11 protein-coding genes are annotated in these 12,553 nt (G+C 57.9%); 9 read left to right on the forward strand and 2 right to left on the reverse strand.

What is annotated here, in order from left to right; translation table 11 throughout:
- The first annotated feature begins 44 nt into the window (after positions 1 to 44).
- From ACYQ11_RS08700 to tatC, 8 genes are all read left to right on the forward strand, one after another.
- On the forward strand, positions 45 to 1,061 hold the full coding sequence (locus ACYQ11_RS08700; protein ID WP_459923387.1) for a TRAP transporter substrate-binding protein: 1,017 nt from the start codon (positions 45 to 47) through the stop codon (positions 1,059 to 1,061).
- On the forward strand, positions 1,061 to 1,564 hold the full coding sequence (locus ACYQ11_RS08705) for a TRAP transporter small permease (RefSeq protein ID WP_459923388.1): 504 nt from the start codon (positions 1,061 to 1,063) through the stop codon (positions 1,562 to 1,564). The genes ACYQ11_RS08700 and ACYQ11_RS08705 overlap by 1 nt, the downstream gene beginning before the upstream one ends.
- 13 nt (positions 1,565 to 1,577) lie before the next feature.
- Positions 1,578 to 2,879 carry a TRAP transporter large permease gene (locus tag ACYQ11_RS08710; RefSeq protein WP_459923389.1) on the forward strand — a complete coding sequence of 434 codons (1,302 nt, stop codon included), beginning with the start codon at positions 1,578 to 1,580 and terminating at the stop codon, positions 2,877 to 2,879.
- 279 nt (positions 2,880 to 3,158) lie between these two features.
- Complete coding sequence (locus ACYQ11_RS08715) at positions 3,159 to 5,471, forward strand: HAMP domain-containing methyl-accepting chemotaxis protein (RefSeq protein WP_459923390.1); 2,313 nt, start codon at positions 3,159 to 3,161, stop codon at positions 5,469 to 5,471.
- 143 nt (positions 5,472 to 5,614) lie between these two features.
- Complete coding sequence (locus ACYQ11_RS08720; RefSeq protein ID WP_459923391.1) at positions 5,615 to 6,529, forward strand: DUF3786 domain-containing protein; 915 nt, start codon at positions 5,615 to 5,617, stop codon at positions 6,527 to 6,529.
- 14 nt (positions 6,530 to 6,543) lie between these two features.
- A complete protein-coding gene (locus ACYQ11_RS08725) occupies positions 6,544 to 7,482 on the forward strand; it encodes an alpha/beta hydrolase (RefSeq protein ID WP_459923392.1) in 939 nt (312 codons plus the stop codon).
- Positions 7,483 to 7,685: 203 nt separating this feature from the next.
- Entirely contained in the window at positions 7,686 to 7,958 is a 273-nt protein-coding gene (tatA, locus tag ACYQ11_RS08730; protein WP_459923393.1) for a twin-arginine translocase TatA/TatE family subunit, read from the forward strand.
- The gene (gene tatC, locus ACYQ11_RS08735; RefSeq protein ID WP_459923394.1) at positions 7,951 to 8,745 is read left to right on the forward strand and encodes a twin-arginine translocase subunit TatC; all 795 of its coding nucleotides are present in this window, start codon (positions 7,951 to 7,953) and stop codon (positions 8,743 to 8,745) included. Before tatA ends, tatC begins: the two co-directional genes overlap by 8 nt.
- A gap of 7 nt (positions 8,746 to 8,752) precedes the next feature.
- On the opposite strand, the gene ACYQ11_RS08740 is transcribed toward tatC, so the two are convergent.
- The gene (locus ACYQ11_RS08740) at positions 8,753 to 10,528 is read right to left on the reverse strand and encodes a Na/Pi cotransporter family protein (RefSeq protein ID WP_459923458.1); all 1,776 of its coding nucleotides are present in this window, start codon (positions 10,526 to 10,528) and stop codon (positions 8,753 to 8,755) included.
- Between the two features lie 600 nt (positions 10,529 to 11,128).
- Here ACYQ11_RS08740 and ACYQ11_RS08745 point away from each other — a divergent pair.
- Positions 11,129 to 11,722 carry a single-stranded DNA-binding protein gene (locus ACYQ11_RS08745; RefSeq protein ID WP_459923395.1) on the forward strand — a complete coding sequence of 198 codons (594 nt, stop codon included), beginning with the start codon at positions 11,129 to 11,131 and terminating at the stop codon, positions 11,720 to 11,722.
- Positions 11,723 to 11,800: 78 nt separating this feature from the next.
- Here ACYQ11_RS08745 and ACYQ11_RS08750 read toward each other — a convergent pair whose 3' ends face one another.
- The gene (locus ACYQ11_RS08750; protein WP_459923396.1) at positions 11,801 to 12,550 is read right to left on the reverse strand and encodes a substrate-binding periplasmic protein; all 750 of its coding nucleotides are present in this window, start codon (positions 12,548 to 12,550) and stop codon (positions 11,801 to 11,803) included.
- Positions 12,551 to 12,553: the final 3 nt, after the last annotated feature.

Below are 12,553 nucleotides of genomic sequence, written 5' to 3' on the forward strand. Positions count from 1 at the left end.
TCGGACCGTCGGATTGCCATCACCAAATAATACGGAGATCGAGTATGAAAAAATCAAATCTGTTCTCACTGATCCTGTCCGGCCTTGCCCTGTTTGTGTTTGCCGTTGTTCCGGGCCATGCCGATGTCAAGCCCATCAAACTTTCGTACAGCATTTTCTTTCCGCCGTCCCACGGCCAGTGCAAAGCCGGGGAATCCTGGGCCAAGGAAATTGAAACGCGCACCGGCGGCCGGGTGAAAATCAATGTCTACCCCGGCGGAACCCTGACCAAGGCCAACACCTGTTACGACGGGGTGGTTACCGGCATCTCCGATATCGGCATGAGCTGTTTCGCATACACCCGCGGTCGATTTCCCGTGATGGAAGCGGCAGACCTGCCCCTGGGTTACCCCAACGGCCTCACCGCCACCCGGGCGGTCAACGGCTATTATGAAAAAACCAGGCCCAAGGAACTGGACGACGTGAAGGTTCTTTACCTCCACGCACACGGCCCCGGCCTGCTTCACACCAAAAAACCCGTCAGCACCCTTGACGATCTGTCCCGGATGAAAATCCGTTCCACCGGCCTCAGCGCCAAGGTTGTCGAGGCCCTGGGCGCCGTGCCCGTGGCCATGGACCAGGGGTCCACCTACGAATCCCTCCAGAAAGGCGTGGTCGAAGGCACCATCGGTCCCGTGGAGGTGCTCAAGGGATGGCGTCAGGCCGAAGTGATCAAGTCCACCACCGACTGCAACGCCATCGGCTACACCACCACCATGTTCGTTGTGATGAACAAGGATGCCTGGAACCGGCTGCCTGAGGACGTACAGACGATTTTTGAAGCCGTGAGCAAGGAATGGATCGACGTCCACGGCAAGCAGTGGGATGAGGACGACAATCAGGGCAAGGCTTACAGTCAAAGCCTGGGCAACGGGCTGATCACCCTCGCCGCCGACCAGGAAGCCGCCTGGAAAAAAGCCGTGGAGCCCGTCATCGCCGACTATGAAAAAGCCGCCGCAGAAAAAGGGATCGACGGCAAGGCTTGCGTAACCACACTTTCCACCCTGATCAACGAGCCATAATGGTTTTTTTAAAAAACATCTTCCGCCTGGTCCGTCACACGGCCCAGGCGCTGAACATCCTTTCCGGCCTCTGCGTCGTGGCCATGATGACCCTGACCTGTGCCGACGTCGTTCTCAGACTGTTCCGTTACCCCATCCCCGGGACCTATGAGCTGGTGGGGTTTCTCGGCGCACTGGCCGCGTCCTTCGCCCTGGCCAAAACCTCGCTGGAGCGGGGGCACATTGCCGTGGGCTTTCTCATCGAACGTCTTCCCGACGGCATCCGGACCCAGGTGGACCGGATCAACAACCTGATCCTGTCCGGCCTGTTCGGCATGATCGCCTGGCATGCGTTGATCGAGGCCCATACCTCCCGCCATAACCAGGAAGTGTCCATGACCCTTCAAATGCCGATCCATCCTTTCATCAACGGCATCGCGGCGGGTTTTTCCATCCTTTTTCTCATTTCCGTCCTGCGGCTCGTGCTTTCCTTCGAGCGATCCGACGACGACGGACCCCGCTGACCAGGAGTTGTTCATGTCTGTCACCCTCGTGGGCATCATCGGAATCATCGCCCTGTTTGTCCTGATTTTCTCCCGCATTCCCGTGGGATTCGTCATGGCCCTGATCGGCGCCGTGGGGTTCGCCTGCCTGAGAAACACGGACGCGGCCATGAGCGTGATGGTCAAGGACATTTTCGATGTGTTCGGCTCTTACAACCTGACGGTGATCCCCCTGTTCATTCTCATGGGACAGATCGCCTTCCACGCCGGCATCAGCAGCCGGCTGTTCCGGGTGGCCCACAAGCTGATCGGCCACTGGCCCGGGGGCATGGCCATCGCCACCATCGGCGCCTGCGCGGGGTTCTCGGCCATCTGCGGATCGACCAACGCCACCGCCGCCACCATGGCCTCGGTGACCCTGCCGGAAATGAAGAAATACGGTTACAAGGACAGCATGGCCACCGGCGTGGTGGCTGCCGGGGGCGGCCTGGGCATCCTCATCCCTCCCAGTGTGGTCTTCATCGTCTACGGCATCATGACCGAGCAGTCCATCGGCAAGCTCTTCATGGCGGGCATCCTGCCGGGCATCCTGTTGACGGTGCTGTTTATGGCGGTCATCATGATCTGGGCCCTGCTTCGGCCCGACATGGCGCCCCGGGGGGAGCGGGCCACGTTCCGGGAAAAAATCCGCTCGTTCACCGGCCTGATCGAGACCCTGATCCTGTTCGTCCTGGTCATGGGCGGCCTGTTTTTCGGCCTGTTCACCCCCACCGAGGCCGGAGGCGTGGGCGCTTTCGGCACCCTTGTCATCGCCCTGGTCAAGCGGAACATCACCTTTGGCGGCTTTTCCCAGGCCCTTCTGGAAACCACCCGGATCTCCTGCATGATTCTCGTCATCGTGGCGGGGGCCACCGTCTTCGGCCACTTTCTGGCCATCACCCGCATTCCCTTTGACATCGCCCAGGCCGTCAGCGCCATCGATCTGCCCGTTTACGCCGTCATCGGCCTGATCATCCTGGTCTACCTTCTGGGCGGCTGTTTTATCGACTCGCTGGCCCTGATCATGCTCACCGTGCCGATCTTCTACCCCGTGGTTGTGGCCATGGGATTCGACCCGTTGTGGTTCGGTGTCCTGATCGTTCTGGTCACCCAGATCGGCGTCATCACGCCGCCTGTGGGCATCAACGTTTACGTGGTCCAAAGCGTGGTTCCCGACGTGTCTCTGGGCGTGATTTTCAAAGGGGTTCTCCCCCTGCTGGTCGCCTTGATCCTGGCCACCCTGGCCCTTTTGGCCTGGCCGAGCCTGGCGCTCTACCTGCCCGGCCTGATGCGATGATCTCGACGGCATAATCGTTTTTTTCTCAACCCTAAAGTTTCACAGCGACATTTACGATATCAAAATCAGACAGGATCTGCTATTATGGCTCATCTGTCTGTCAACCAATCGCCTTCAGGGCCGTAAACACGTGCCTTGACGAAACATCAACGACGAGCAGCAGCAGCGATCACCCCGGATCGTCATGAACACGTTGTGCCGCTCTCCTGTCTTATATCGCGGCCCTCACCGTGTAGAACGTTCCGGTTCGCCGACTGCCGGCACAGGGAGAACACGGCTTTGAATGAACACACCCGACGAATCATCGCAGCCTTCACGAACATGCCCGCAACCCTCACCCGATCATTCGGGAACCTGAAAATTGTCGTCAAGCTCGTTGGCGGTTTCGGCCTGGTCATGTTCCTCATCGTCGGGGTCATCGCCATGTATCACGGCACGGTGAAATCGTCGGCCGTCAACTTCAAAAACCTGATGGAGGTGCATGTCACCCTGGCCGATGAAGCCTCGATGATCAACGCCCTGATGAAACAGTGCCGCATCGACGAAAAGGATTTTCTGTCCACCCTGGACAGATCCTATCTTGCCCGCCTGGAAAAAAACATCGCCCTGCTCAAGGAAAAGGCGGCCGTCATCGTGTCCATGGCCGATCGTGCGCAGAGCGGCGACATGATCCGGCTGGCCTCGGACATCGACGGCCAGGTGAGCCGTTATGCAAAGACCTTCCAGGACCTGGTTGCGGCCTATGAGACACGGGGTCTGGACATTCATTCGGGCATCCGGGGCGATTTTTCCAAAACCGCCGACCGGTTCATGTACGAAATGAAATTCGTCGACTGCGCCGACATTTACGCCCACATGCTTCAGATCGCCCACATGCAAAACGAATTGTCCTTCACCCGGGACAGGGATCTTGAAAAAAATCTCAAACATCTGGTTGACACCTTCGCACCGGTCATCGAGCGGTCTGAGGCCGATGACACCATCGTCAAGACCGCCACCCGGGATATGCTCGAGGGCTACCGGGAGGTAATGGGCGCCATGATCGCAGCCGGGGACTGGGAGACGAAAACCGAACTCCTCTCCCAGATGCGGGAAATCCTCACCGAAATGAAAGGCGTTCTCGACATCGTCTACCTGCCCAATTCCAAGGGATACATTCTCAAAATCCGAAGCACTGAAAAGGATTACCTGCTGTTCGGCGGAGAAACCTACGTCAAAAAAGTGCACGACGCTCTGGCCGCAATGGCCGAAGCCATCCCGGCCTCTCCGATGAACGATGACTACAAGGAGCACGCCCTCAACTACATCGGAATTTACAAAAAGGCCTTCGACGCCCTGGCCGACGCGGACATGAAAATTTCCGGCCTGTATTCCGCCATGAGCGACGCGGCCCGGGACATCGAAACCGCCGTGGAGAAGGTTTACAGCGGAGCCCGGAGCGGATCGACCGAACGCACGAAAATCGTAAACGACATGGCCTCCAGGCGATCCGGCCTGGCCCTGACCATGGGCCTTGTCGCCATCGCCCTGGGATTCGCCCTGTCGTATTTCATCACCCGTCAGATCACCATCCCGATCATCAAGGCCGTGATCTTTTCAAAAAAAATGTCCCGGGGGGATTTCACCTCACGGCTTGACATCGACCAGAAGGACGAAGTGGGTATCCTGGCCGGCGCCCTCAACGGGATCGTCACCAACGTGGGAGGCATCATCCGTCATATCACCGAAGAGGTGGGCACGCTCAGCCGGTCGTCGGAGCACCTGAAAACCCTGTCCGACCAGATGGCCCGGGGGGCCGACGATGCGGCCTGCAAATCGAACACCGTGGCGGGAGCCGCCGAGGAGATGAACGTCAGCCTGAGCTCGGTGGCCGCGGCCATCGAGGAAACCTCGGTCAATTTTACCTCTGTGGCGGCGGCCACCGAGGAAAACAGCGCCACCATGGGCGAAATCGCCGCCAAGACCGACGAGGCCCGGGATATCACCAACGAGGCCGTAACCCAGGCCCGGCAGGCCTCCGACGACATGGCCCTGATGAGCCGGGCGGCCGGTGATATCGGTGTCGTGACCGAAACCATCACCAAAATATCCGAGCAGACCAATCTTCTGGCCCTGAACGCCACCATCGAAGCGGCGCGGGCCGGGGAAGCGGGCCGGGGCTTTGCGGTGGTTGCCAACGAAATCAAGGAACTGGCCCGACAAACGGCCCAGGCCACCCAGGAAATCAAATCCCGGATCACGGGCATCCAGAGCACCACGGCAAGCACCCTCTCCGGTATTGAAAAAATCACCCGCACCATCGATCAGGTCAACGGCATTGTCTCGACCATTGCCGAGACCATCGGCGACCAGTCCGTCGCCACCCGGGAAATCGGCACCAACATCGCCCATGCCTCCCAGGGTATTCAGGAAGTCAACACAAACGTGGCCCAATGCTCTCTTGTGTCCAACGAAATCACCAAGGACATCGCCGGAATCAACGACGAGGCCGGGCACATGTCAAGCCGCAGCACCCACCTGAACAAGAGCGCCGAAGAACTGGCGGGCATGGCTGACAAGCTCCGGGAGATGCTCGGACAGTTTCAGGTCTGATCGGGCCATCCCCCCGAACTTAGCTGTTGCATATCGTCCCTGTTCTGATACAATCGGCCCTGATTCTAATCGGACCCGTCAACATGACACGCCCCTGATCTTTCCCTGAAAGGGAGCCGAATTCCTGTCAAGGAGAACGCACCATGGCCACAGGCGCATGTGGAATCAACTGCGATGTCTGCAAATTAAACCTGAACGGGACCTGTTCGTCCTGCGGCCCGGGTCGAAGTACCGAAGCCGTCTCCAAACTGGCGGCCCAGAAAAATCTTTTCGGCGCCGGATGCCCCATCCTGGAATGCGCCCAGCTCAACGGCATCGACCACTGCATGAGGGACTGCGACCTGTTCCCCTGCGAAAACTTCCGGATGGGTCCCTACCCGTTCAGCGCAGGGTTTCTGGACATGCAGAAACGCCGACTGTCCCAGAATCCCCCGGCCCTGACGCCCCAGGGCAACGACATCCTGATCCCCGAAGCTTACTGGGACAGCCTCGTTAAGAGGGATATCACGGCCCTTTGCAATTTTACGCTGGCGGAACCCCGTGAAAACGGGCTGATCTTTCCGTTCATGACCAGGAGCATCCTCATCGACTTCAACGATAAATCCCTGAAAACCGGCGCGGGGGATCGCTGGGAGACCCTGAACGATCCCCTGCTCGAACTGATCACCCTGATCTACTTCAACCGTGTCGCGTCACTCACCCCCCTGGGCAAACAGCTGGTCAGCACTCGGGACCTTAAAGAGGGGCATTTTTTCAAAGGCCCCCACGCCCTGAATCTGGGGCCTCTGGTCCAGCGGTTTCAGGATCACCTTGACGATTTCGCCGATGCCGCCCGAAGCCTGGGTGCCGAATCCGTGGATATGGCCGACGTGGCCTTCCGGTTCATGCCCTACCCCCGGATTCCCCTGTACTACCTGTTCTGGGAAAAAGACCCGGAATTCGACGCAGGCGTGGACGTGCTGTTCGATCCGTCCATCGAACAGTGCCTGGACGCCGCCGGCATCTGGGGACTGGTCAACCTGGTGACCCGCTGCATTCTCCAGATCAACAACAACTGATAGCGACTAAAACCATGACTCACCTGTCAGACAAAAAAATTGCCGAAACCCGGGCGGCCTTAGACGGAGCGCGGACCCAGGAGGAACGCCGCCTGATTTTAATGGGCGCCCTCCGGCTCACCCCCTTCATTGAAAAACGAAAGAACCTCCTTTTGGGCGACGTTCCCATCCACTGCGAGGTTTACCCGGCAAGGCGGGATGATCCGGTGATCGTGTTCATTCCCGGCATCGGGACCTATTCGGAAATGTATTGTGAATTCCTTCACAAGCTGTCGACCTGGGGGTTCAACGTGGTGGGTGTGGATCTGCGCGGTCACGGCTATTCGGGCGGACAACGCGGCGCCTACACCGTGGCCGAGGTGATCGCGGACCTTGCCGCGGTCGTGGACCTGGCCTGCGACTCGTTCAACGACCGCATCGGCTTTCTGGGCTGCTCCATCGGCGCGCCCCTGGCCCGCGCCTGCGCTGAAAAGGATCCCCGGATACGGGCCCTGCTCTGTCACACCCTGTTCCTCACCGAATATCCCCCGGATTTCTTCACCTTTTCCGGCTGGAACATGCTGCACCTGTCCCGCCTGTTCGTCCCCGATTTCACGATCGACTTCCGCTCGTTCATCGACGTGGACGCCCTGTTGAGCGGCAACGTCTTCGCCGATTTCATCGATTACGACGACCTCATCGTCTGGGAATACTCGGTCAGAACCCTGTCGGACATCTATTCGGACCGCACCCGCCTGATCGACGAGGCCATGAATTTCAAAGCCGCCATCATCACCGGCGAAAACGACGAAGTGATCAGCCTGGACTACATGCGCTACATCATCGACAAAATGACCCACCCCTTCGACCTGATCACCATCCCCCGCGCCCGTCACATGCTGCCCTTCCTCCATGTCAAGGATACCGTTCTGGCCTGCCGGGACTGGTTCAACACCAACCTCCGAACACCCTGAAACCGGTTGACCGAAGGTGCGCCGGTCTTTTTGTTTTCTCACCAGGGCACCAGGGGACAGACATGCCCTGAACCCTGCCCGGAGTTGATCTTGACACCTGCGGTCAAAATAAGTACAAATCACCTGCACAAAACAAGGGACCTCCGGGTCCGCCCTGACTGTCGTGTGAAGACGATGGTCGTTCTTTCAGTGAGGAGACCGATATGTTTGGAATGGGTATGCCGGAAATACTGCTGATCCTGGCGATCGCGCTGATCGTCATCGGCCCGAAGAAACTGCCGGATATCGCCAAGGCCCTGGGAAAGGCCATGGGGGAATTCAAACGGGCCACGGCGGAGCTGAAGGAAACCATCTCGCTGGACGACCCGCCGCCGCCGCGAAAGCCCCTGGACATTCTGATGAACGACACCGATACCTTGAAAAAAAAGGACGGCGACACGAAACCCGATCGGTCCGAGGGGGATTCCCATGACTGAATCCGATGACCGCCCCGACGACAAAGCCCTTCCCTTCACCGCCCACCTTGAAGAACTGCGGACCCGGATGATCCGGTCTTTTGTGGCCATCGTCATCGGCGCCTCGGCGGCATACGCCTTCAAGGAAAAACTTTTCGACGTGCTGACCCGCCCGCTGATCGAGGTCATGGGCCGTGACGGCAAGATCATTTTCACCGGACTGCCCGAAGCCTTTTTCACCTATCTCAAGGTCTCCCTGCTGGCAGGCGTGTTTCTCGCGGCGCCGGTCATTCTGTTCGAATTCTGGATGTTCGTGGCCCCGGGCCTTTATAAAAAAGAACGACGCCTTTTGGGCCCGGTGATCATGCTGTCCACGTTGTTTTTCGTGGGCGGCGCCCTGTTCGGCTATTTTTTCGTCTTTCCCTGGGGCTTCAAATTCTTTTTGGGATTTGCCTCGGAGACCCTGACGGCCCTGCCGTCCATGAAGGAATACCTGGGGTTTGTGTCCAAGCTTCTGATCGCCTTCGGCATTGCCTTCGAACTGCCGATCATCATCACCTGCCTGGCGGCATTAGGCCTGGTGTCCACGGCCTTTCTGAGAAAAAACCGTAAATACGCCGTGGTAATCTTCTTCATCGTGGGCGCCATCCTGACTCCCCCGGACGTGGTCACCCAGATCATGATGGCCCTGCCCCTGATCGTTTTGTATGAACTGAGTATCGTCGGCGCCATGATTTTCGGCCGGAAGAAGGAAGCGGTCGCGGAAAACGACGCGGACTCCCCCGATCCGGAGACGCCTGCGGGCTGATGCCGTATCAGAGCAGAAGCGGCCGGTCCTCGACCTGGGTCTGCATGAAGGTCTTGGCGATGTTCGACGAATAAACAATGATCTGGCTCATCAGGTTCATCAGCTCCATATGGACTTCGTGGGTTTCCAGGGATTCGATGCGCCGGCAGACCAGCCGGTCCAGGTGACGGATCCGGTACTGAAGTTCCAGATCCAGATATTTCCGTTCCGCGGCCATGATGGTCTGTGCTTTTTCCGGATTTTTTTCCGCAAAGGCCTCCTTGAGCAGACGAATCTGCTTGCACACCTTCTGATGGTAGATGGTCAGTTCCTCGCGCCCTTCCGCTGAAAAATCATGCTTCAGTTCGTTCTTTTTTTCAATGAGGGGAATCACGTTCCGGTGAACGATATCGCCGATGCTTTCCATATCCTTGACGATGGAAATCATCGAATAGGCGATGCGGGTTTCCTGGGCTCCTCCGCCCATCTGGGCCACCCGGACCAGATAGGACACGATTTTTTCTTCGAGGAAGTCCAGCTCCTCTTCGAGCAGGTCCACCCCCTGCAGGAGGGTCAGTTCGGGATGAACCTTGTCCCGTTTGACGGCCCGGGTCACAAAGGGCACGGCGATGGCCCGGAGCATGCGTTCCAGGGCGCCGGCCATGCGGGAAATTTCCGCCCGGGCCAGATCGATGGCCAGGGCCGGGGAAAGAATCTTGCTTTCATCGAGAAAGGTGGTCTTAGGTTCAAGGGAACGGTCCACCGGTTTATCAGGCATCAGCCGCATGATCAGCCGGGCGTACTGGGTGGTAAACGGCAGAAAGAGAAGAGCCAGGGCCACATTGAACAGGGTATGGACATTGGCGATCTGACGGGCGATGCCCGACCCCACATACCGGTCCATGCCCCGGACCAGGGCCGAAAACTCAGGCACCCAGCCGATGATCAGGGCAACGCCCATCACCCGGAACAGCACATTGGCCAGGGCCACCCGTTTGGCGTCCCGGTTGGCGCCGATGCCGGCCAGCCCCGCCGTGATGCAGGTGCCGATATTGGCTCCGAGGAGCATGGGGATCAGGGTGTCCAAATCGGAAATCATCCCGCTGGTCCCCATGATGATCAGAATGCCGATGAAGGCGGTGCTGCTCTGGATGAGGGCGGTGAGCCCGGTCCCCACCGCAAGACCAATCCAGGGATTGGCCAGCCCCTTGAGCAGGTCCACCACCTCGGGGCTGCGGCTCAAGGGGGCCATGGACTGGCCCATCAGATGCAGCCCGTAGAAGAGAACCCCGAAGCCCAGAAGGATTTCCGAAGCGTTTTTCATGGTTTCGCGTTTGGTGGTCATGCGGATCAGAATGGCCAGGGCGATGAAGGCCAGGGCGTAATCGGTGACTTTGAATGCGATCAGCTGGGCCGTGACCGTCATGCCGATGCCGGCGCCGATCAGGACCCCGATGGTCTGGGTAAAGGCCATGAGTCCGGCCTGAACAAAGCTGACCAGCATCACCGAGGTGGCGCTGCCCGACTGAATGATCATGGTGATCAGCATGCCCAGCACCATGCCCCGGAACCGGTTTTCGGTGAGGGTGGCCAGGATATGACGCATGCGGCTCCCGGCGGCGGTTTTCATGCCGTGACTCATCAGTTCCATGCCGAACAGAAAAAACGCCAGCCCTCCCAGAAGGCCGATCATCTGCATGGTCCAGGAAAAGGACGGAGCCGTTTCGGTCATATCCGCCAGTGCGGAAACGCACAAAACAAAAAAAACACACAGACCCAGAAGAAGGGTTCGAATCATGACCATCACGCGAAACACATCCTTAATATCAGCACGGTTTTTCAATGCCGGCCCCTATCGCAAAAAAAACCGCCTGAAAACGGCAGCGGCTGTGGAATCCCGGCGACTTTATGGTCATTAAACCCGAAAACCGTTGAAAAGACAATTCTTTTTTCTGATGATACCCCTGGGCTATGCGATTGCCCTGACCGATCCTGCAGGGCAATCGCATGTCATGACAGAAAAGAGCCGGTGCTCTTTTCCTTCGTGATCTTCGTGAGCTTCGTGGTCAATCCATTCAACCACCCGGTCGCTGCGCTCCCTGAAGAACACGAAAAGCACGAAGGAAGCATGGTTTGTCACAGCCCGGCACAACCATCGTGAACGTGCTCGTGACCGTAAACGTGAACGGCATGAATCGATGAGGCCCATGTGTTTTAATGAACAGATATGCGTTTTTGCCCTGACCGATCCTGCGCCGCCGATTGACAGATCGGTTTTTATCCTGTATCTATCAAATCCATATTCTGTGACCAGCACCCCGGTATCATACTGTCCGGCTCAACACCAAACGCTTCGGGACCGCCTTGAACGTTTTGATATTTCTTGTGAAGGAGGATCATCTTAATGGCCAGTTTAAACAAAGTCATGCTCATCGGCAACCTTGGACGGGACCCTGAAGTCAGCTATACCCCTTCGGGCATGGCCGTGGCCAGGTTCAGCATCGCCACCACCGATGTCTGGAACGACAAGGCCTCGGGCGAAAAAAAGGAAAAAACCGAATGGCACCGCATCGTGGCCTTCGCCAAACTGGCCGAGACCTGCGGCCGCTACCTGACCAAAGGCAAACAGGTTTATATTGAAGGCCGCCTTCAGACCACGTCCTATGAAAAAGACGGTATCACCCGCTACTCCACGGACATCATCGCAAGTACCATGCAATTTTTAGGACAAAAAGGCGACGGCGGGTTCCAGGGCCAGAACGCCGGCGGCGGCGGTTTCCAGCAGAACAGCGGGTTCCAGGGCGGCGGACAGGGGTTCCAGGGCGGCGGGGGATTTCAGAATCCCAACGCCGGATTCCAGAACACGTCCGGAGGGTTCCAGCAGCCCAACCGTCCGGCCCAGGGCAGCGGATTCAACCAGCCCCCCCAGCCCGACTACGATCCCTTCGGCGGAGACCCGGGCTTCCAGCCGCCGCCCGACGACGAGATTCCGTTCTAAATCACGGCCAACGACCCGTGAATCCGCCGGCAGGTCAACCTCCGGCGGATTCGGGGGCATCAGGGAGCAAGCCCCTTCTCATTTCCCGCCAAAACCGTGTTTGGCAAGAATCCTGTCCACCGTGCCGTCCTCCTTCATCTTCCGGTAATTCTCGTTGAACACCTTCATTTTCAGGGTATGCCCCGAGGCTTTTTTGGAGATACACAGAAAAAGATCTTTTGTCTCCAACGGCGGCGAAATGAATTCGACAAGATTCAAGGCGTCGGGCATATGGTTCTTGATCGTATAAATGCCCACATACTGATCGGAAACAACCAGATCCACCCGCTTTTTAAGCAATTTCTTGAAATTCTGAAGATCGTCGGTGGCTTCGTCTTTATTCAGGTAATCGGCGGCATCGAACTCGGCGGTGTTGATATAACCCCGAACCACACCGATTCGAAAGGGTTTGAGATCCTCAAGGCCCTTAAACGGAATCACGCTTTCCTTGCGTTTGAACAGGCCCAGAGGCCCCCCCGGAAGGGGGTCGGACACGAGGAATTTCTCGTTCAGGCTGTCGGAATAATACTCGGGAAGATACCCGTCATACACGCCGTCTTCGGACAGCTTGACCACCCTCGCCCACGGGAGATAGGTGATTTCAACGTCAAAACCGGATCGCTTGAACGCTTCGCTGACCAGTTCGGCGACATAGCCCTGACTTGTAAGGCTTTCACCGATGTAGGGTTCCCAATTCAGGGACGCCAGCTTGATCGGTTCGGCGCAGTACGCCGGGCTGACCGACATCATGACGAATAGGACTGCAATCGAAAAAAACGTTTGTTTCATGAT

Source organism: Desulfatiferula olefinivorans (assembly GCF_054657895.1).

Bases quoted from the DNA above. Each gene is read 5' to 3' on its own strand.
- ACYQ11_RS08700 (WP_459923387.1), top strand. From the start codon at position 45: ATGAAAAAATCAAATCTGTTCTCACTGATCCTGTCCGGCCTTGCCCTG.
- ACYQ11_RS08705 (WP_459923388.1), top strand. From the start codon at position 1,061: ATGGTTTTTTTAAAAAACATCTTCCGCCTGGTCCGTCACACGGCCCAG.
- ACYQ11_RS08710 (WP_459923389.1), top strand. From the start codon at position 1,578: ATGTCTGTCACCCTCGTGGGCATCATCGGAATCATCGCCCTGTTTGTC.
- ACYQ11_RS08720 (WP_459923391.1), top strand. From the start codon at position 5,615: ATGGCCACAGGCGCATGTGGAATCAACTGCGATGTCTGCAAATTAAAC.
- ACYQ11_RS08725 (WP_459923392.1), top strand. From the start codon at position 6,544: ATGACTCACCTGTCAGACAAAAAAATTGCCGAAACCCGGGCGGCCTTA.
- tatA (WP_459923393.1), top strand. From the start codon at position 7,686: ATGTTTGGAATGGGTATGCCGGAAATACTGCTGATCCTGGCGATCGCG.
- tatC (WP_459923394.1), top strand. From the start codon at position 7,951: ATGACTGAATCCGATGACCGCCCCGACGACAAAGCCCTTCCCTTCACC.
- ACYQ11_RS08740 (WP_459923458.1), bottom strand. From the start codon at position 10,528: ATGGTCATGATTCGAACCCTTCTTCTGGGTCTGTGTGTTTTTTTTGTT.
- ACYQ11_RS08745 (WP_459923395.1), top strand. From the start codon at position 11,129: ATGGCCAGTTTAAACAAAGTCATGCTCATCGGCAACCTTGGACGGGAC.
- ACYQ11_RS08750 (WP_459923396.1), bottom strand. From the start codon at position 12,550: ATGAAACAAACGTTTTTTTCGATTGCAGTCCTATTCGTCATGATGTCG.